Origin of the sequence: Cohnella faecalis (genome assembly GCF_003570905.1) — a bacterium.
GTDB classification, from domain to species: domain Bacteria; phylum Bacillota; class Bacilli; order Paenibacillales; family Paenibacillaceae; genus Cohnella; species Cohnella faecalis.
In genome coordinates, this window is sequence record NZ_QXJM01000029.1 from 183,923 (window position 1) to 205,802 (window position 21,880).

Annotated in this window: 12 protein-coding genes; 4 read left to right on the top strand and 8 right to left on the bottom strand. The window is 55.7% G+C overall.

The genetic code is table 11. The annotated features are described in order from the left end of the window. Window positions 1-6 precede the first annotated feature (6 nt). The 5 genes from D3H35_RS08695 to D3H35_RS08715 form a co-directional block, all read right to left on the bottom strand. Window positions 7-4,449, bottom strand: coding sequence for a DUF2252 family protein (locus D3H35_RS08695; protein WP_119148696.1), 4,443 nt, complete (start codon window positions 4,447-4,449; stop codon window positions 7-9). Window positions 4,450-4,613: 164 nt separating this feature from the next. Beyond that, window positions 4,614-5,393 carry a lipase family protein gene (locus tag D3H35_RS08700; RefSeq protein WP_233567839.1) on the bottom strand — a complete coding sequence of 260 codons (780 nt, stop codon included), beginning with the start codon at window positions 5,391-5,393 and terminating at the stop codon, window positions 4,614-4,616. Between the two features lie 89 nt (window positions 5,394-5,482). Next, window positions 5,483-7,564 (bottom strand): beta-galactosidase, encoded by a 2,082-nt coding sequence (locus D3H35_RS08705; protein ID WP_119148697.1) that lies wholly within the window; start codon window positions 7,562-7,564, stop codon window positions 5,483-5,485. Between the two features lie 49 nt (window positions 7,565-7,613). Beyond that, entirely contained in the window at window positions 7,614-8,912 is a 1,299-nt protein-coding gene (locus D3H35_RS08710; RefSeq protein WP_119148698.1) for a DUF445 domain-containing protein, read from the bottom strand. Between the two features lie 3 nt (window positions 8,913-8,915). Then, entirely contained in the window at window positions 8,916-10,175 is a 1,260-nt protein-coding gene (locus tag D3H35_RS08715; protein WP_119148699.1) for a DUF445 domain-containing protein, read from the bottom strand. A 226-nt stretch (window positions 10,176-10,401) separates the two neighbouring features. On the opposite strand from D3H35_RS08715, the gene D3H35_RS08720 reads away from it, so the two are divergent. Beyond that, window positions 10,402-11,010 (top strand): 3'-5' exonuclease, encoded by a 609-nt coding sequence (locus D3H35_RS08720; protein WP_119148700.1) that lies wholly within the window; start codon window positions 10,402-10,404, stop codon window positions 11,008-11,010. 1,119 nt (window positions 11,011-12,129) lie between these two features. Here the strand turns inward: D3H35_RS08720 and recQ are convergent. Both recQ and helD read right to left on the bottom strand, forming a co-directional pair. Next, window positions 12,130-13,950 (bottom strand): DNA helicase RecQ, encoded by a 1,821-nt coding sequence (gene recQ / locus D3H35_RS08725; protein WP_119148701.1) that lies wholly within the window; start codon window positions 13,948-13,950, stop codon window positions 12,130-12,132. A 99-nt stretch (window positions 13,951-14,049) separates the two neighbouring features. After that, window positions 14,050-16,395, bottom strand: coding sequence for an RNA polymerase recycling motor HelD (gene helD, locus D3H35_RS08730; RefSeq protein WP_158594003.1), 2,346 nt, complete (start codon window positions 16,393-16,395; stop codon window positions 14,050-14,052). A 179-nt stretch (window positions 16,396-16,574) separates the two neighbouring features. Here helD and D3H35_RS08735 point away from each other — a divergent pair, with 179 nt between their 5' ends. From D3H35_RS08735 to D3H35_RS08745, 3 genes are read left to right on the top strand one after another with little or no spacing between them, the layout of a single operon-like run. Beyond that, complete coding sequence (locus D3H35_RS08735; protein WP_119148703.1) at window positions 16,575-17,558, top strand: AAA family ATPase; 984 nt, start codon at window positions 16,575-16,577, stop codon at window positions 17,556-17,558. 4 nt (window positions 17,559-17,562) lie between these two features. Further along, entirely contained in the window at window positions 17,563-18,675 is a 1,113-nt protein-coding gene (locus tag D3H35_RS08740) for a DUF58 domain-containing protein (protein WP_119148704.1), read from the top strand. Beyond that, window positions 18,659-20,005, top strand: coding sequence for a hypothetical protein (locus D3H35_RS08745; RefSeq protein ID WP_119148705.1), 1,347 nt, complete (start codon window positions 18,659-18,661; stop codon window positions 20,003-20,005). The genes D3H35_RS08740 and D3H35_RS08745 overlap by 17 nt, the downstream gene beginning before the upstream one ends. Window positions 20,006-21,175: 1,170 nt before the next feature. Here the strand turns inward: D3H35_RS08745 and D3H35_RS30635 are convergent. Next, entirely contained in the window at window positions 21,176-21,805 is a 630-nt protein-coding gene (locus tag D3H35_RS30635) for a carboxypeptidase regulatory-like domain-containing protein (RefSeq protein WP_158594004.1), read from the bottom strand. Window positions 21,806-21,880 lie beyond the last annotated feature (75 nt).

Genomic DNA, 21,880 nt, shown 5'->3' on the forward strand with positions numbered 1-21,880 from the left:
GTAAAATTACCGAACGATCAATCGATGAAGCTGGGCGAGAATAACCGCCGTCTCTTCCCGTGTCGCAGCCTTTTGCGGCGCGAAGAACACGCCTTTCTTCCCGGCGATCGTCTTGCCGCTAATAAGGCCCGCGCGTTGCACGGTCGTTACGGCGGCCGAAGCGAACGTCTGAATTTCGGACCGATCCTCGAAGGTAATTGGAGCGGCTGTCTGCGGCAGCGCCGCTTGTTGCGTCGCGCTGACGAATCGGACGATTATCGCAGACATTTGCTCGCGCGTGATGGCGGCTTTCGGCGCGAACTTCCCTCCGCCAGTGCCTCCTGCGATTCCTAGACCGTTCGCCCATGCGATCGACTTGGCATAATACGCGTCCGAAGCAACGTCCTGAAAGGAAGGCGCGCCATAGCTTCCGAGCTCCGCTCCTGCCAGCTTCGCCAGCATCACGATGAAATCCGCGCGCGTGACGCTCGATTTCGGTGCAAAAGAACCGTCTCCGAACCCGGAAATAATATTGCGAGCCGATAAAAAAGCGATTGAGTCCTTCGCGAAACTTCCGCCGATATCTCCGAATGAACGCTTGTTATAGGCCACTTCGTATTTTGAGAAATGGACGACCTTGAACAAGATTTGGCCCGTTGCAGCGTCGAATTCACCGTTCGTTACGAGTGTCTTCTCTCCCGATTCAGCTACGTAGTAAACGACGATCGCGTTGGCGTCTTCGCCTGCTCCCAGTGTATACGGCACGCTGACCGCCGCCGTTCCGCCGCCGAAGCTAGAGACGCTTTTGCCTCCGACCGCGATTTTCAATTCATAAACCGGCCTATCGTTGGCCGAGCCGACTATGCTGACTGAAAATATCGCGTCTTCGCCAACAGCCGCGCCGGAAATCGCGTTGATCGCCTTCTCATCGAACGAGATCGAACCGATTCCGAAGCCGATCTTCAACCGTTTCGCCTGACTGCCCGCGATATTGCCGACGGCTTCCGCCGAAATTTTAACGGCCGCCTGCTTTGTGCCCGGATCGACGTTCGCTTGAATTTCGATAACCGGCTCTTTGCCCGCCGATTGGCCGCCGCTCAAACCATGGATCAGCTCATCGATCTGTTTGCCCGATATTTCCGCCAACGAATTGCCCTTGCCGTCGGAATTGGCCTTCACAACGAGGGGCCCGCTTCCGCCATTTTCGTTGCCTGCGCTCCCTCCGTTGCCGTTTCCATTGCCGGAGTTGCCGTTGTTGCCATTGTTATTGTCGGATGCGGCTGCGCGAGTCGCCGTTAAAATGTACGTCTTGGTCGATTGATCCTGCGCCTTGACGACAATCGTCACGGTATTGGCGCCTGTGTTCAGCGCAATCGTCTTCGCTGCGCCATTCGCTAGAGCATCGCCGTTTACCGTCATTGTCGCCAATGAATCCGCCGGCTTCGGAGTAACGGTCAACGTAGATACGGTATTAGCTACGGATAATGTATATGAGTTTTTGCCGCCGTCGAACGTTGGCGACAGCGCTCCAGCGTCAACGGCCAACGAAGCGAGGTCTGCAACATCGATCAAGCTCGCCCGAGGAACCGCCTTGAACAGGTTGTAATCCGCCTCGACCTGCTTCGCGTAATCCTCGCCCAAGTTCACGAGAGTATCGCGGATTGAAGTCCAGTCCGAATTGAGCAGAGGCAGCACGCTGTCCTCAAAGCTGTAGCCCAAGCCGCTATCCCGGTCCGCCCGTGCGTGAGCGAAGGCGTAAGCCATCGCCGAAGCTTTCAGAAACTCCTTGAAATCCGTGAAGCTGCCAAACTTTTTGTCATCGTAGTCCCGATCGAAAGCGGAAATTTTACGCACCAGATAGGTTTTGGACGAACCGTCAAGCGAGCCGACGAACGGATCCTCTTTGGCCGACATGTAATCGTACGCGGCTTTCGTACGAACAGCGTCCTTGCTCGCATATGCCGAATAATCGAGCGAAACGAACGGGTTGGCGATCGAAGCCGGCGTCCGTTGCTGCTTCACATCGAGCACAACATCATCGTCCGTCCCCGCCGTCGGCCCCTCGATGAGCACGAAATACCGCCGGACACCGATGCTTCCGAGCCCTTTTTCGATAACGCGGGCCATGTCCTTAATGGCAAAATAGTCGGCTTTGGAGGCCGTATCCAACCGGGTTAGATTCGCGTAGCCGGACCAGCCATTCCGAAGCTCGCTTTCTTCCGATGCGGTAACGGCCAGCAGCTTCTCGTCGGCGGTCGTCGAATCGGCTGCATTCGCAATTTTGACGAAGCTTCGTTGTCCGTCGACGACCCTCGTGAACCCTTTGACTCCTTTGGCCGAATTGCCGTCCAGCAAATCCCGATTCGAGAGATTGTCCAGCAAGCCTTCGCCTTGCGGCGTCGCCGCTGCGTCCCCGTAGAACGTTTTGAGCATATAGCCCGAATAGTTAAAGCCATTGTTCAACAAAAAGCTTTCATCGATACGAACAGTGTTTTCAAAATCGTTGCCTTCGCCCGAGACGGCCGTAAGCGTCGTTCTGTACTGATCCAGGAAGTCTTTGGCCGCTTGACGAACTTCAGCAGGCGTACTCGTGTTTTTCACGGCCCCGACGTCGTCTCTCGTAATGTACAGACTCGTAATGAAACGGATCAAATCGAAATAGAACGGCGCCTTGAACGATTCGTCCGGATCGTTGAGGTCGAAGTAGGCTTCGCCGTCGTTATGATCGAAAAAGCCGATGTTCCGCGTATGGGCGTCCCCTTCAATCCATGTATCGACGTTGCTCCACGATTTCCAAGCCGTCGGCACCGGAATGGTCGTTCCTAAATCCCGGTAAAAAATCGCGGCGTTGCCTCTGAAAAATTTGAACGTCTTGGCCGCCATTTCCGAATACTTGTAGCTTTTGTCGTAAGCGTCGGAATGAAAAGCGTTGACCGATTTCAAAATTTCCGTGACAGCGTTCGCGCGAGCGGCATCGTTCAAAAGCGCGGCTGACGGCCGCTTCACGACGATTCCGCCGATCATGTCCGAGTCCTCGGTCGCGCCCGAGACGATCGCTTCTTTCTTAATAACGACCGAGACGGAAGCATCGTTGAATACGCCGGAAGCGGCCGCGCCGCCGACCGTAAACGTAATCGTCTTCGCCCCGTCGCCTGTTGCGGCAAAAGTCAATCCAGCCGGAAGCCCGCTAATCGAAAAATGAGAAGCTGCGATGGGACCGTTGCTTACGGTTCCGTTCACGAGCGTAATCGCGAAGGAATTATCCGCCGAAGAAACCGCCGCCGAATCGCTCATCGATACGGTGCTGTCGGCTGCCGCCCCCGTTATTTTCGTGCTGCTCTTCAACAAAACAGGACCTGAAATCGGCTCGGAAGCACCGTAAATATCGGAGAAGGCGGACGGAAGCAGAACGAGCGCCAGCGGAACGTCCGCAAGAACGTCGGCTGCAGCTTGTCCGGACAGCGTAATCGTAATCGCCGTACCTGCAGCGATTGCCGTTGCCGTCAATCCGGCTGGCAGTCCGTTAAGCACGAAATCCGCCCCCTGCGCCAGCTCCGATTTGCTAAGCGTACCGTGCGTCGCATTCACGACGAAGGAAGCATTGGACGGGTCGACCGTCGTCGTCGAATCCATCGAGACCGTAAGATCGGCAGCGCTTGCCGCCCCGGCTGCCATCGGCTCAAAGAAGGAGCTATTTTGCGGATTGACCTGCGACTTGTCCGCCGTCACCTCGAAATCAAGAGCGTTATCTCCGCCCGCGGTCTCAAAGCCGTTGCCTTTGAAGACCCCGACTCCCGTTAACGTCGACAACGACGATCCGTCCGACGGATTTACGGCCTTGCGGATAAGGCTCTTCTGGGCGCTCCCTTTCGGAGCCGGGTTGCTTCCACCGTAACGAGACGGTTTGGAGCTTCCTGAGCTGCCGCCATAGCCGACGAAATCGACGACCGCGCCCCCGGAGGATGCGCCAAAATCGAAATCGGAGTCACTGCTGAGCAGCGCAACCATGCCCCCGTCCTTGTTCATGTTCAAGGAAGTGTCCGCTGCGTTCTCGCCGGTCAATTCTTTGCCCGAGCCCGAGCTGAAGCCGGTCGCAACCGTTCCCGCTCCGAGCTTGATCAAGTAATAGCCGTGAGGCTGAATATCGCCGGTCAACGTTACTTTGCCGATCGTGCCATCGCCGACCGTCATATTGTCCGCTTGACTGGTCGAATCGGTCACTTTCAAAAATTGAACGCTCCAGCCCTGCAAGCTTTGAACCGTTCCGGTCGGATTATACAGCTCGATAAAATCGTTCCTGTAGGGCGAATCCGTGTTGTGGGACCCCCCTCCGAATATTTCGCTGATGACGATATGATTGGCCTCCGCCGCTGCCGCAGCAGGCGTCCATGCAGGCAAATAGGCGGCATTAGATACGATAGCCGCGCTTAACGCCATGACCGCCGTCTTTTTCCACGTGTTGAACCGCACGATTCATTTCTCCCCTCGTCTACTAGCTGTCCGTATGCAAACTCTTACAAGCTTCATACTAGCAATCATCGACGGGGCCTGTGTAAAGCCCTCGTTAAAGTTGATTCGGGGTTATGTAAAAAAAGAAGCCCCGCCGGATAGATTCTCTCTATCCTGCAAAGGCTTCAAGCCGGGCAAAAGCCGGGGTTGCGCGCGCACATGCGCTTGGCATACGCTGGATCCTTGCCAGCCAGGTCATTGAAATAGCTGCTGATCACGTGGTTCGCGGAGACGGAGCCGTTCTGAAAATCGAGCGGAGCTTCCCGGCGAACGTGAGAATAATAGTAGACTTTGCCCCTTCTCGGAAGCTTCATAATAAACGGCGGGAGGTGAGGTACCGCATCGTACACGTTCTGCACGCGGAAGCTCGCCCCCGCGCGGCTTCCGAACGTCTTCGCGTAAGCCGGATCCCCTGCCCGGGGAGCGCCGTACGTATAGACGCAAGGCAGTCGAAATCGCGAATTCGCCGAGACGTCGGGCGCGCATAAGACGGCTAGAGCGCCGCCTAGACTGTGCCCGGTGATTGTCAGAGGCTTGTCGCCCTGCATTCGGTTCAACGCGGCGAGTATTTGCTCCCGCGCCGAACCGTAGACGCGAGCGAAGCCGCGATGAACGAGACCGCCTTGCTTAACCCATTTGTAGTCGACCTGCGCGACCATCGCATCCGTGATCCAATCCTCCGTCGTGCTCGTACCTCGGAACGCAACAATCGCATCGCGTTCCGATTCCAGAATAAACCCGAACAGCTCGCGTCCCCCGCCGAGCGACTCGGCGGTGAACGAACCGACAGGGCTGTAGTCCGTCGGGACGATGAACGCGCCATTCTGGCTGAATTGCATGTATGTCTGGCTGCAAACCGCCGCCAGGAAAATGGCCTTGCCCATGTCGAAGCCATCCGGTTTCAAGCCATCACACCCTTCCGTCCCCTACATTCTATGGGGATCGGAAGGGTTAGATGCCTATGGTTCAAGAGAATGGCGGCCCGGCAGAATCTTCACTCGGACGCGACTTGATTGCGCTTCAGCACGCGAACGCCATTGACCGGGAGCGTAAGCTCGAAGCTGGCCAGCTCCTCTTCGGTTTCCGCATCCCGATAAGAACGGCCGTCGAGCCTCACGATGCGCTCGGCTCCGCTATAATTTTGGACGAAAACGAAGTCCGTCTCTCCGTCCGTGCGAACCTGAGCGGTTACGCCGTCGGGCAGCTCCGATTCGAGAGCGCGCGGGATGCCCAGCTTCACCGCGAGCTTGCCGTAGAAGCTTTCGTAGAAAGGCGCGAACGCGCGCGTTGCCAAATAATACGCCTCGCCCGATCCAAAAGCGTTCACCGTGAGCGCCGGACGTCCCGCGTAGAAGTCGTCGCGGTAAATCGCCAGCGCCTCCGCCCCCTCCAGATGCACGAGCTCGCACAGCTCGCGGGCTTCGAACTCCCCGGCTAGGCCAAGCGCGTTATCCGCGACTGGAACGATCCCGTTGCGCTCATCGTCGTATAGACCGTCGATCTCTTCGGCCCAAATGCCGAGCGTTGTACGGAGCGGGCCCGGAAAGCCTCCAAGGTGGCACAAGTCGTTCTCGTCCACGATGCCCGACCAGTACGTCGTCGCCAAGGTTCCGCCGTCCGAGACGAATTTCTCCAGCTTCGCTCCCGTTTCGCTGCGGCACAAATACATCATCGGAGCGACGATAAGCGCGTATCGGCCAAAATCGTATCCGTCGCCCGAGCCGATAATATCGACCGGAACGCCCAGTTGCCAGAACGCCTTATAGTGCTCCATCACCGTCTGCTCGTAATGAATGCCGGCGTTGCGAGGACCTTGCGAATTCTTCACCGCCCAGCGATTGTCCCAATCGGCGATAATGGCTACGCGAGAATCGACCTTTGTTCCGACGACGTCGGCTAACGAGCCGAGCGACGCGCCCAGCTCCGAGACATCGCGGAACGTCCGCGTGCGCTCGTGGCCGACGTGATCGACGACCGCTCCGTGGAGCTTCTCGCTGGAGCCGCGGCTTTTTCGCCATTGAAAATATTGAACGGTGTCCGATCCGTGCGCGACGGCCTGCAGCGAGGACAGCTTGTGCATGCCCGGCTTTTTCAGCTTGCTGATCGGCTGCCAGTTCGTCACGCTTGGCGTGCTCTCCATAAGCATGAACGGCTTACCTTTGAGAGATCGGAACAAATCGTGATTGAACGCAAACCATGCTGCCACCTGGCTGTCGTCCTTCGATTCGTGCCACGTCGGGTAAGCGTCCCATGAAATAACGTCCAGCACGTCCGAGAACTTGCGATAATCCAGACCTGCGAACCAATTCATCATGTTCGTCGTGACCGGCAAGTCGGAGCCGACCTCGCGGATGCAAGAAATCTCGTGCTTGCAAAAATCGACCGTTCGATCGGTAACGAACCTTTTCCAATCGAGATTGTGCGCGTGTACCATAGACTCTCCGTGGGGGGCGGGCGATTCGATCTGCGGCCAATCCGAATATCGGTGAGCCCAGAAGGATGTCCACCAAGCCATGTTCAGTTCGTCCAGCGTGCCGTATTTTTCGCGCAGCCACTCTCGAAAAGCGTCCTGACATAACGGACAATGGCACTCGCCGCCGAACTCGTTCGATATATGCCAGCCGACGACGGCCGGATGCCCGGCGTATCTGGCCGCAAGCTTCCGGTTCATCGTTCCCGTTTTGTCCCGATAGACGGGCGACGTGTAGCAATGGTTATGCCGCTGGCCGTGAAGATTGCGAACGCGGTTTGCTCCGACTCTCAGCACTTCCGGGTATTGCTCCGACATCCACGCCGGCCGCGCCCCGCTGGGTGTAGCCAGCCAAGCGAACAAGCCGTTCTCCGCGAACCGGTCGAGAACCCGGTCCAGCCATTCGAACGTATAACGCCCTTCCTCGGGCTCCAAAGCCGCCCATGCGAAAATGCCGATCGCCATCGTGTTGCAGCCCGCCAGCTTCATAAGCCGGATATCTTCGTCAAGCACTTGCGGATCGTGCTGCCATTGATCCGGGTTGTAGTCCGCCCCGTGCATGAAGCCGGGTATTTTGCCGCTGATCGGCGGGAACTTGGAGCTCATCTGATCGTTTCTCCTCTCGCATGATGCAGGCTGCGGTTTTTCCTGCGGGCTAAGATACGCCAAAAGCGCGCAGGATCGGGTCGTAAACGACGTGCAAAATGACGTACATACAGGCTCCGATGAACGCGCCAAGCACCGATCCGTTAATGCGGATTCGGCTCAGATCGCGTCCAACCTTGCTCTCTACGAATTCGTTCAGCTTGTCTTTCGTGAACGAATCGAGCGTTTCCCTGACGACAGTACCGATCAGCCGGTGCTCCCTGTCCACAACGTCGCTCAAAAAGCTTTTCACATGCCGCTCCATCGCATTCTGCATGGAGGCGTTATCTTTGAACACATCCCAATAACGGGTGATGAGACGTTCGAGCCACTCTTTCATACGTTCGGCTTCCCCGTCCGCCAATGCCTGAGCCGTGCGTCCAAGCAAATCCTCAATCGCTTTGGAAAATTCGGTTCGCTCCAAAGTCGTCTCTTTCCAGCTTTCGATAGCTTTGGCTATGTCCGGGTCGTCGTTAAGACTGTCTGCCAGACGGCGCAGCCGATCGAGCAGAAAAGTACGCATCTCGTGATCCGGCCTGTGCATATCTTCAAGGAACGCGAGCAAATCCCGTTGAACGATGGATGCCGCTTCATCCAGATTCAGAATATCGGCCGATTCCGCGAACGAGACGGCCGTCTGCTTGAACAGCCGGGACAGCCAGCCCCCTTCGTTCAGCTTGCGTTGCTTCTCCGTTTCGAGCATCGAACGAATTCCTTGCTTAACGTCCTCGGAATCCGCTTTGATGGCTATCTCATCGAGAAGTCGGTCGAAGCCTTTTTCCAGCAAGCCGCTATCGATCAAAGCGGAGAGCGACTTGCCCGCGTACGGAGTAACCGGAACCGTGCGAAGCCCTTGGCGAAGCAGCTTGTCCAGCATGGCGGCCGTCGCCGGCCTATCCATGCTTTCGAACCAGGAGAGCAGCGCCTTCCAACCGATTCGATACACCGTTCCATCCCTTACTAACGGGTCCAATCGCTCGACGGCCATGCGTACGAACGAATATTTTTCGATACTTTCTTTCATGACGTTCGGCGGCAGCAGCTGCGTTTCCACCATTTGAACCGCTCCGTCTATAAGCTTGAGACGATTGTTCGGAATAATGGCGGCGTGCTTAAGCGGCAAGCCCAGCGGACGGCGAAACAACGCGGTCACGGCGAACCAATCGGCGAGTCCGCCGACCAATCCCGCTTCCGACATATAGAATAGAAGCGTTGACCACCATTGGTCCGGCCACCAGGCTTTGCACAGGACGGCTGCTCCGAATGCAAGGGCGACGAGCAACAACACCAGATTCGCTGTTTTTTTCATCCGCTATCTTCCTATCCAGAACGTTGCGGCAAATAATAGAAGGCCAATAATAAACCCGACCGCCGTTCCGTTAATCCGAATATATTGCAAATCTTTGCCCGCTTTTTCATGGACAAATTCCGTAAGCTTTTCGTCCGTGAACGTGGAGAGCCCGCCGCGTACCATCGATCCGATGACATTATGGTTTTTCGCTACCGCGTCCATGACAAGGCGATTAAGGACACCGTTCAGACGTTGCTCGGTCTCGGGGTTGCTTCGTCCGGCCCGAACCGCTTGGCTAATGAAGCCTCGCAGCCAACTGGATGCCGTCTTCGTCTCCGCCGCACGGACTTCGTCCATCCGCCTCTGCAGCCAACCCGCCAAATCGATACGAGTCCGCGCCGACTCCAACAGCTTCATTTTCCCGTCTTCTACCCAGCGTCTTAAGGCATCGTCCTCTCTCAATCGGACAATTATGGCGGCCAATTGCTCGTTCAGCTTGATCCGGTAAGGATGCTCCGGAGACCGCAGCGAGACCGCGAGCTTCTGCAGCCAATCCTGCGCTTTCTCGCCAAGCTTCTCCGGACTAAGACCTGCGACGGACTGGAACATCTTGCGTGAAGCGCTGCCCGATGAATATGAATCGAGCACTTGTCCGATGAGCGCAGTGAGCATCGCCCGAAAAGACGGGGATGAGAGCCATTTTTCAACTTCATGGACAATGAACTCTGCAACCCGGTCGACATAGCCGTTGTTTAACGACCATTGTCCGATATCGGCGGCGATTTCGGATACGTTGAGCTGATCGGCATGATCCAAGATCCATTGCTCCAAATGGTCGGCCAATTCGGTCGAATCGGCCAACCCGAACAGGTCGGCGCCGATCCGGTGCAGAAAGTCGGCCAGCTCCGCGGAGCTGTCGCGTTCATCGAAATAAGCCAATAGCCAGCCGGCCAGGTTGAATTGTTGCAGCTTGCCGTTAATAGCCGCGACGGACAGCAAATCGGTTTGAACCATGTCCGACAATTCGCGTATGAGCCTGTCGCGGTTTTTGGGAATGATCCGCGTTCCCATCCAGCCCGGCCATTTCCAACCGAGAGGGTCCTTGAAAATAGCCGTCACTGCAAACGAATCGGCTAGCCCGCCGATCGCCGCGGCGCTGAAGCCCGCGAATGCGAGTCCGCCGGCGAAGGAGTGCTGGAACGGATATGCGGCAAGCGCGCCTACGATCGATCCGGCGACCGCCCAGTCGGCCGTCCGGTAGATGCGATGTTTCTCCGCCATAGGTCCCTTCACCTCCGAATCGATATTTTTTCCATCATAGCACGAATGGCCGAAAATCCCGCATTTTGGCGATTTATTGCCGGAGAAAGAACGAAGCGGGCGCTTATTCGGACATTAACCTCGGCGGTGGGGCATTAAATCTCCCTTTCAAGGAGGGAATCCGTCGTCTTTCGTTGAAACAATTGTAAACAACGGAAAAATGCGCACACGATGGAGGATACCTGCCATGAAGCTTCCCGATATTACCGTACTGGACTTCGAGACGAGCGGTCTGAAGCCCGCTGCGGATAGAGTCATCGAAATAGCGGCCATTCGCGTCTCCGGCGGCGAAATTACGACCCAATTCAGCACTCTTGTCCGGTTTGACGGCTATTTGCCCGCAAAAGTAACCGAATTGACAGGTCTCACATCCGCTCAGCTCGCCAAAGGAATGGATGAAGAGACGGCTTTTCGAATATTGAATCGCGTCATCGGCGACAGCGTGATCGTCGCGCATAACGCGCTGTTCGACTTAAGCTTTCTTCATCATACTCTGCTTCGTCTAGCCGGACGGTCGTTCCGCAATTCATTCATCGATACGCTCACCATCTCGCGAACCCGCCATGCCTATCCGCATACGCTCACCGACATGAGTAAAAGGTACGGGATCGAGCTCAACGGCGCTCATCGGGCGCTCGCCGACGTTGTCGCCTGCTGGCAGCTGCTCGAAAAGCTAAACGAGGAGCAGTCCGTGGAACCGGACATGAACCGCATCGGCTACTTGCGCAAATATGGCAAACCGGAGTGGTACCCGGAGCAAGCGAAGATGGAGAGCATCGAGCTTAAGTACGCTTAATGTGAAAATCGCTTAAGCCTCTTACCGACGAAATCCCTCTGAATGCAAAAAAACACCGCTGCGTAGAGCTGCTAAGCTCTCCGCGGCGGCGTTCGTTGTGCTCGAATGCCTCCGACTAACCGCCGACAGCCTCCCTTGTGATCGAATGCGCCACAATTACTCTCCAACTACCCGTCGACTGCCTACGTTGTGATCGTATGCGTCACAATTACTCTCCAACTACCCGCCGACAGCCTCCGTTGTGATCGTATGCGTCACAATTACTCTCCGACTAACCGCCGACTGCCTCCGTTGTGATCGTATGCATCACAATTACTCTCCGACTAACCGCCGACAGCCTCCGTTGTGATCAAATGCGTCACAATTATTCTCCGACTAACCGCCGACTGCCTCCGTTGTGATCGTATGCATCACAATTACTCTCCGACTAACCGCCGACAGTCACTGTTGTGATCGAATGCGTCACAATTACTCTCCGACTAACCGCCGACAGTCACTGTTGTGATCGTATGCGCCACAATTACTCTCCGACTACCCGCCGACAGCCTCCGTTGTGATCGTATGCGTCACATTTACTCTCCGACTAACCGCCGACAGCCTCCGTTGTGATCGTATGCGTCACATTTACTCTCCGACTACCCGCCGACAGCCTCCGTTGTGATCGTATGCGTCACATTTACTCTCCGACTACCCGCCGACAGCCTCCATTGTGATCGAATGCGTCACAATTAATCCACGGGTCACGCCGACTGCCCCTGTTGTGCTCGAATGCGTCACAATTACTCTCCGACTACCCGCCGACTGCCTCCGTTGTGATCGTATGCGTCACAATTACTCTCCGACTAACCGCCGACTGCCTCCGTTGTGATCGTATGCGTCACAATTACTCTCCGACTACCCGCCGACAGCCTCCCTTGTGATCGAATGCGTCACAATTACTCTCCAACTTCCCGCCGACAGCCTCCGTTGTGATCGTATGCGCCACAATTACTCTCCGACTACCCGCCGACAGCCTCCGTTGTGATCAAATACGTCACAATTACTCTCCGACTACCCGCCGACAGCCTCCATTGTGATCGAATGCGTCACATTTACTCCCGGACAACCAAAGCTCACGCTTCAATGATTCTGTATTTGCTCCAGAAACTCTCTCCCGTACTTGGCATACTTGGCGTCGCCAATCCCTTTGACCGATCTCATGGCGTTCTCCGTCGCCGGCCTGACGACGCACATTTCCCGCAGCGTCGCGTCGTGGAAGATGACGAACGGCGGAACGCGCTCGCGGTCCGCGATCGTCTTGCGCAGCGCCTTCAGCTTCGCGAAGAGCGCTTCGCCCTCCGCCCCAAGCGACGCGACGCTCCCGGCGGCAGCGCTTCCTCTGCGCCCGGAGGACGATTTCGCGGAAGACTCCGGAACCGGCTCCTCCGCCCGGCGATAAATCCGCTCGCCGTCGTCGATAGCTTGCCGCACGCGGGAAGTAAGCATAACGACCGGGTAGGCCGTATCCGACAGCCGCAAAAAGCCTTGAGCGACCAAAGCGTGAATCAAACCAGAGATGTCCTTCTCCGTCCGGCTGTTCATGCGGCCGTACACAGGCAATCTATCAAAGCCGTAATCGCGAATTTTCGCATCTCCGGCTCCTTTGAGCACTTTGGCCGTCATCGATACGCCAAACCGCTGACGCATGGCCGACACGCAAGCAAATACAACCTTGGAAGCTTCCGTTATGTCTACCTTTTCGCGCGTATCCAGACAATTGCCGCATTGGCCGCAAGGTTCGCACGTATCCCCGAAATACGAGACGATAGCCTGCTGCAAGCATTCGGACGTATAAACATACTGAACCATGTCGTTCAACTGCTTATAAGACGTCATTTTCCGTTCCTCGTCGCCTTCGCCCTGCTCGATCAGAAACTTCTGAGTGACTACGTCCTGGGGAGAGTAAAGCAGCACACATTGCCCCGGGTCTCCGTCCCTTCCGGCGCGGCCGGCTTCCTGATAATAGGCTTCGACGTTTTTCGGAAGATTGTAGTGAACGACATAGCGAACGTTCGACTTGTCGATACCCATCCCGAATGCGTTCGTCGCCACCATCACCTGAATGTCGTCACGCAAAAAAGCCTCTTGCGCTTCCGCTCTAACTTCCTCTTCGAGTCCCGCATGATACTTGCCCGCTCGAATGCCCTGGCGCACGAGAAAAGCTTGGCACTCATCCACTTCCTTGCGCGTCGAAGCGTACACGACTCCGGCATCCCCGGCATGGCCGCGAATAATCGAGGCGAGCGCGCTCCGCTTGTCGACCCCTCTCAGAACGGAAAAAGACAAATTTTCGCGAGCGTAGCCGGTCGTCACCCGCGTCGGCTTGTCCAGCTTGAGCCGCCGCACGATATCCTCCCTTACTTCCGGAGTCGCCGTCGCTGTGAACGCCGCCACAATCGGACGCGGCTCGATCAGCTCGGGAAGACGGGCAATCGACAAATAGCTTGGGCGAAAATCGTGCCCCCATTGCGATATACAGTGAGCTTCGTCTACCGCAATGAACGATATATTCAAGTCGGAAGCCCACTCGGCGAATCGCCCGGATTCCATCCGCTCCGGCGCGATGTATACGAGCTTGTAGCGTCCTGCCGATATGTCCCGGATACGGCGATTCATCTCGGCGCCCGTCAGCGTGCTGTTCAGAACCGTTGCCGGAATGCCCGATTCATTCAATGCGTCGACCTGATCTTTCATCAGCGAAATGAGAGGCGAGACAACCAGCGTAATGCCCGGAAACAGGACAGCGGGAATTTGGTAGCAGACCGACTTGCCCGCCCCTGTCGGCATTACGCCCAATGCGTCTCTCCCGCTCAGAATGGACTCGATCATCTCCGTTTGCCCTTTTCGAAAAGAATCGTAACCGAAATAAGTGCGAAGAGCTTTCAACGCATCCTCCATCATCCCCGTCGTTCTCCTTTCATGAAGAAACCCAAGCGCTCTACGCTTGGGCTGCCGTTCTTCGGCTTGAATCCTCACATCTATTACTCGTAGTATACCATCTCATCGCTCGGCGAGCCACGGCGACAACGTTCCTGCGCTGTAGACGTGCAGCACATGCAAGGCTCTCGTGCACACGGTGTACAGCAGCTTCCTGTCCTTTTCCCGGCCGTAGCGAACGGCGGACGCGTCCCAGACGACAACCGCGTCGAACTCGATCCCTTTTGCCAGATAAGATGGGAGCACCGACACCCCGCGGGGCAAGTTCGCCGAGCCGCCGCTTACATGGGTGACCGGCACCTCGTCCGGGAGCCGTTCCTTAAGAAGAGCCGCCGCGTTGCCGCCTTCGCGGGCTGTCTTCGCAATAACGCCGATCGTTCCGTGCCCGTCCTTGAGCAGTCGGCCGATATCTTCGGCAATTTTGTTCGCCAGCTCGAACGAATCCGGGCATATCGTCACAACCGGCGCTTCTCCGTCCCGCTCGAACGGCCGGATACCGCTTGCGTCCTCGTCCGGCAATATCCTTTTGGAAAAATCCACGATCGGACGAGTGGAACGGTAGCTCGTGCCCAGCTTCCATACCTTCGTATCCTCTGCCGCCATGAGCCGCGTCCAGCCGCCGAAGCCTCCGCTTTCCTGCGATTGCACGTAGATAGCCTGATTGAAATCGCCGAGCACCGTCATCCGGGCTCTCGGAAACCTCCGCCGCAAATAGGCGGCTTGGAACGGCGAATAGTCTTGCGCTTCATCGACGAATAGATGCTTGATTTCGCCTTCCACCTTGCGAAAGCCCTCTATCGCATCCATGATATATTGCAACGGAGTCGCATCCTCGTGATCGACGGCTTTGCGCCCGAACGTCTCCTCCGCTCTCGCGGCCATCCATTCCCAGCCATCGGGCAAATTGCCGTCCGGAGCGCATGCCTTAAATAAAGAACGGCTGCGGAACAGCTCCAAATAAACGCCTACAGGGTCCAAAAACCGAAGCGCCTTCGCGGCGCGGCGCAGCGGCTCCACCGCCGATTCCGCCGCCTGTCTCATCAGAATCTCGGCCATTTGTTCCTCGTCGTCGAACGCGCTGTCGCGAAATCCGCCTTTGCGACGGACTTTTACGTAAGCCCGCTGAATGTCTTCGTCATCCGCAAGCTCGGCCGCTTCCTCGACCCAAGGCTCGTCGAGCTGCGATTCTACCCATGACGCCAACCGCTCCAGCAGCCATTTGCGCAGCTTGGCGGCTCGGGTCCCGAACCCTTCGGACGCCCGGATGCCGTAATAGTACCGCGACATTTCTTCGGCGGAAGCGATCACGTCGCCTCGGAACCTCCACGGCTTGAACCGCATCCCTTCCTCCGACAGCCGTTCCAAATACTTCTCTACCGTGCGAAAATAATGCTCCGAGCCTTTGTAGCGAACGGCTTTCTCCCGGGCTTCTCCTTCGGCCGTTCCTTCCTCCGCCGCAAGCCTTTCGGTCTGAGCGAACAAGTCCTCCACCTCGAACCTCCGGCCGATTCGCGCTTCGATCAGCTCGCGGAACGTCTTCTGCTGCATGTTCGCCTCGCCCAAATCGGGCAGAACGCGGGAGACGTAACCTTTGAACACCGGATTCGGCGAAAACAAGACGATCTGCTCCGGCGTGAGCGAATCCCTATACCTGTAAAGCAAATAAGCGACGCGCTGCAAAGCCGCCGAGGTTTTGCCGCTGCCGGCCGCTCCCTGAACTACGATGAGACGGTGCCTCTCGTCGCGAATGATCTGATTCTGTTCCTTCTGGATCGTCGCCACGATGCTCTTCATCGAAGTATCGGAACGCTCCGACAGTACCGCTTGAAGAATATCGTCTCCTACCGTCTCGTTCGTATCGAAGACATGCTTCAGCTTGCCTCCGCGAATGACGAACTGGCGCTTTAGCGCCAAATCGCCGATAATTTCCCCGCCGGGCGTATCGAACGCAGCCGGTCCAGGCTCCTGATCGTAGAACAGGCTCGATACCGGGGCGCGCCAATCGTACACCCAGTAGGTCTCCCCGTCCTCCGAGGAAAGCGAAGAGCGGCCGATGTAGATTTGCTCGGCCGATTCGGCTCCGTCCTCCTTGAAGTCGATCCGTGCGAAGTAAGGATTATCGTGCATCCGGGCTAGCCGCTCGACCGCTTCGAACGCCACCCGATGGCTTCTTTCCCGCTCGATCAGAAGCTCCTTCTGCTGCATGATGCTCGTCCACGTCTCGCCCATTTCCGTTGCGTCGGAAAAATTCATGCGCACGTCGTCCCAGAACTCCTGCCGAATGCCGACGACGTCTCCGCGCCGGTCTCCGAGAACCGACAATTCCTTGTCCAGACGTTTCTCGACCTGCTCCAGCACCTCGGTCAACCGTTTCTGTTCCTCATCGCGCATAGATTGCTCGCTCGCCACGTTAATCCCGCTCCTTTTTCCGTACCTTGCCTTTAGTACTCCTTGTTGTATCATGCGACACGCTTGAAAGCAACCCGAAACCGCTTTCTGACATCCAAATTATGCACTATAATGGAAAAATAACATCTATGCTTATGACTTCCTTCTAATATTACCCCATTGGTGAAAGGCGGAATTCCATGTCAGCCCGAATTAACGGCGATTCGATTGTCAGCGCCATCGGACAATTGCGTTCTCACATCGGCCAAGTCATCGTAGGAAAGCAAGCCTCGATCGACCTCTTGCTTACCGCTTTATTCGCAGGCGGACACGCCCTGCTTGAGGACGTTCCGGGCACCGGCAAAACATTGCTGGCCAAGACGCTCGCACGCTCGCTCGACTGCTCGTTCAGGCGCGTTCAGTTCACACCGGATTTGCTGCCGTCTGACTTGAGCGGCATTAACTTCTATAATCAGAAAGCCGGCGAATTCGAATTCCGTCCCGGCCCGTTGTTCACGAACATCCTCCTCGCCGACGAAATTAACCGCGCCACCCCCCGCACGCAATCGAGCCTTCTGGAGTGCATGGAAGAACGCCAAATTACGATCGATGGAGACACTCACCCGCTCGCAGCCCCCTTCCTCGTTATCGCAACGCAAAATCCGATAGACAATCACGGCACGTTTCCTCTTCCGGAAGCGCAGTTGGACCGCTTTTTGCTCCGCATTCGGATGGGATATCCGACGCACGACGAATCGCTCGCCATTCTGGCGCGCTTCCGCGGGCAAAATCCGCTGGAGAATCTCGCGCCGGTCATCGATCCGCAGACGCTGCTCGACATTGCGCGCTTCGCTGCGAATGAAGTTAAAATCACAGAGGATCTGCTCGGGTACATCGTCCGCATCTCGGAAGCTTCCCGCCATCACCCCGACGTAGCTCTGGGAATCAGCCCCCGCGGAACGCAAGCGCTGCTTCGGGCGGCGCAAGCTTATGCGCTCGTCCAAAGCCGGGACTACGTGACTCCGGACGATATCAAAACGTTGGCGGAGCCTGTACTCGCGCATAGGCTTCTCCTTCGGCAGACGGCGCTGGGCCGGGACGAACGGTCGGCCGAGACGGTGCGTTCGCTGCTTCGGGATACGGAAGTGCCCGCCGAGCCTGCGGAAGCGCTGGAGCGCAGGTAGCGCCATGCCTTTTTATCTCGTTATCGTCAACGGAATGATCCTCTTGTTTATTCTCACCTATATTTATCGCAGGCAAGCGTTGAAAAATGTCACGTACGCGCGGCGCTTCAGCAGGATGACCGTCTACGAAGGCGACCGCATCGAAATGGTGGAGGAAATCGAGAATCGCAAGCTGCTTCCGGTTCCCTGGCTCCGATTGGAATCCTACATGTCCCGCGAGCTCAAGTTCGACAAGCAGGCCAACCTGGACATTAACAGCGGCGAAATGTTCCAGAATCATCTTAGCTTGTTCAGCCTTCGCCCTTACCGGCGCATCGTTCGCCGCCATGAGCTCCGAATCGCGAAGAGAGGGCTGTATTCGCTGAATTCCGCCACCATGACGGCCGGCGAACCGCTGGGCATCGTCGAGACGAGCAAGCAATTTCCATTGACGCTGTCGCTGCTTGTCTATCCGCTGGCCATCCCGCTTCAGGAGCTGCCGCTTCCGAATCATAGCTGGCTGGGAAATATCGTCGTCCGGCGCTGGATCGTGGAAGACCCGTTTCTTACGGCCGGCGTACGTGAATACGCGCCCGGCGATTCTCTGAGCAATATCAACTGGAAAGCAACCGCCCGAATGGGATCGTTGCAAATTCATCGCAAAGACCATACAGCCGATCATCGATTGGTTATTTGTCTCAATATCGAGATCAACCCGGCCATGTGGAGAACGGTAACGGAGCCCGAGCGTATCGAACGCGGTATCCGTTATGCCGCTTCCGTCGCCGGCCATGCTCTGAAGAACGGAATCGAAACCGGATTTATTTGCAACGGCTGGCTGCACGGAGAAACCAAAGCTCCGATTCGGGTCGAGCCGCAGGGCGGATCGGTGCAAGGTGAAGTCATTCTTGCCGCTTTGGCGAAGCTTCAGCTCGAAACCTCATCGAACATGGCTTATCTATTGGACGAAGAAGCGGGGCGCCTCTCTACTCGAACCGATTACCTGATCATTACGTGCCACCGGGACGAGAAGCTCGTTGCAGCGGCCAATAGGCTGCGGGCATTGGGCAACGGCATCGAATGGATGGATATCCCGGCAGATGCAACGGGAGGAGAAGCCCATGAATACGGCGCATGAGCACGGCCAGTTCCGGCTCGCTGCGACTCGAGCGCTGGCAGCCGTCTACGAGCTGTGGATGGTTCTCCCTCTTTGGCTATTGGCGCATCATATCGAATACGTTCACGTGGCCGCAGCCGGCAAATGGCTCGCGTTAGCCGCGCTTGCTTCCGCTTTAAGCGGAGCCGCCAGCGTCTGGATTCGCACGGTATGGAAGCAAGCGCTAGTCTCGCTTTTAAGCGCGGGACTAGTCGGAGCCATCGTCTCGGCTATGAGCGATCTTTCATTCTTCGGCGCGATCCCGCTTTTCCTTGCAATGCTGCTAGGCTTTACGGTCGGTTACCGCTATGGGTGGGCAGGATGGTATTGGACCGGCGTCGGCGTTTTTTTCGCGATCAGCTCTCTGTTCAACATTGTGCCCGGCTGGAACGACTACTCGTCGTTGCTAATGTTCGGCGGAGTAGTATGCCTTGCGGCAGCTCTGTTCGCTTCGAACGTCATCCATCTCCGCAAGGTAACGTACTCTTCCGACAACCCTCGGCGAGTGCCCGTCGAGATTAAGCGGCATAACCGGTTTTTCGTGGCCGGCTTGCTGATCGGAGCGCTGCTTCTGGCCGCCGGCTTGGGCTCGCTGATCGTCTACGCTATTAAACATACGGTAGTGGCCTTGATACGATGGATTTATGACTTGCTTTCACGCAGGCCGAAGGGAATGCCGATGCCGGAGCCGGAAGAAACTCCCGCTCCTACGCCCGTAATAGGAGAAGGCGAACCTTTGCCGGATTGGAGCTGGCTCATAAACCTGCTTGAAAAGATCACCTTAGTTGTCGGAGTGACCATTCTGGCCTTATTGCTCCTATGGGGTGCCTACTATATATTCCGCAACCGTAACGGCTTTTGGAAAAAATGGTTCAAATGGCTGAGCGCGCTGCTTCGCCGTTCGGAGAAAGCCGCTTCGGCCTCCGGCTTTACGGACGAGGAATCTTCCCTGTTCTCCTGGGAGGAAGCGAAGGGAAGGCTTCGCAGAAGCTTGCTCGGGCGTATGCTCGGGCGCAAAGAGCCAAGCTACGAAAATTTGCCCGACAATCGGGAGCGGGCGCGTTTTCTGTATCGAAAATGGCTTCGGGATCGAATCGGCGAAGGCTACGGAGCGAAGAGACATTTGACTCCGGAGGAAACGCTCGCGGACGCGCAAGTATGGCGGGCGAGCAAAGACAAGCGAAAAAAAGCCGAACCCGATTCAAACGCGGAACGGCAGCTTGTGGACGTCTATTACAGAGCCCGCTATTCTCAAGAGGAGCCTTCGGACGAAGAGTTGGCGCTTGCCCGGAGCAAGCGAAGCGGAGCTTGACCGGGAACTACAGAAACAGGTCGAGCAAGCTTGAAGGTCCCCTTTGACGTTTAAAAGAATGCTTTTGGACAGTCGACACGACATTGGATAATTCCTGTACGGAATGAAAATTTCCGTTTAAATCTATTTTTGCTCCAATCTAACAGAAACACTTGAAGAAAAAGTAAGATATTGGTGCCATATACAGTGTCATTTACTTTTCCACAAACGCTAGGTTTAAACCTAGCGTTTGTGGAAATGACACACCAATTATTATACTGAGTTGAGACTAGTAAATGAAAAGATTGTTGAGTCTACTATTAATGCTTGCCGTGATATCCCCCCTGTCTGCCAATGCATATGCTGATTCCAACTTTGTATCGCCTGGAATCGATCCTCAAAAATCTTTTAAACTTGAGTAGTCACATTAAATGGCAAATGGCAATTTACGCTTTCAGATGGATCATACGTAAAAAAACCAGTAAGCAATGCGCGAGTCGAAGTCTTGTACAGAGATCAATTATACATTTGGCGTACAGTTACAAGTACGACTATAGACGCAGCAGGTAATTGGTCAGTATCCTATACTCCACCGGCCCAGTCAAATCTTTGGGAGGTTAGAGTATATTCTAAAAATTCAAATGTAAATGTCACTAACAACGGGAATACTACATATTCTAGTTACACACAGTATACTAATCTCTCAACCGGCGGCAACATCGGCTCATGGATTGTTGGCGCAGGCTCCGCTGAGGTAGGCTTTTGGGTGTATGACGATTTCATTACTTTTAATAACTTTCTCTCCAACTACAAGGATCCCGGCTCAATTAGCAGAGTTAACTGGGATCCTGTCAATACTGGAGGGTCATGGTTTACCTCGAGCACAGGTACGGTTAGGTTAGGTCAGAATGCACCTGGATCAAGCAGTATATTTCATGAATTTGGAAACTACAGGATTCTGCTTCAAGCTGATTACAGCGGTTGGGGGCAACAAGAACAGTACCTTATTAAATATACAGATACGTTAATAGAACAGGGCATACAATAGAAGAGTACAGGCGCAAAACAGAATCAAATTTTTTATACGGTTTTGCAACGAAACGTGCGCGCCAATCAAACAAGCTGGCACCGGTACTCAACCGATGCCAGCTTGTTGTGTTGCACGGGCTTTTTCAATGTCCATTCAAAACGTTACTTTACTCTGAAAATTTTCGTATCGTAATAATTTTTCCCGTCCAGGGTAACGTCAAAGCTTGACTTGACGAAGCCGACTCCCGTCTTCGAGGCTTGAACCGAATAAGTGCCAGGGCCGGTAACTTTGATGAAATAGCTGCCGTCGCTGTCCGTAACGACGGCGGCTCCGCCCGCGCTGACGGACACGCCCGAAGCGCCATGGCCCGCCTTGTCGAGCACTTTTCCTTCTATATAATAGGAAGGCGCTATCGAAAACACGTCGCTCTCGATCGACTTTATATACGCCCCGTTCTGAGCGACGAGCTTCAGTCGGACATTCCCCGCATTCACGTTGGGAACGAGCCAAGTGTACCGATTGCCGCTTATTAAGCCGGACGTTACAGGCTGCCAGCTTGTTCCGTCGACAGTGTAATAAATATCGACAGACGTTCCGGGAACGACTTTGCCTCCGAAAATAAGCCGAGCATCGTATTGAATATCATACCTGTCCCAGCCTTTAAGCTCCGCAGGCTGCGAGGTCAGCTGAAGCTGAACGCCGTCCTGATGCGAAATCCGGCTTCCTTGAACCGCAACCGTCTTGAAGCCGATATAGCCGAGATTGTCTCCCACGTACGCGGATATTTCCAAGCTTTTGCCCGATGTTCCGGGGTTCGCGACAAACTCTACCGACGTATAGTCGTCGCTGAAGCCGCTGAAATAGCC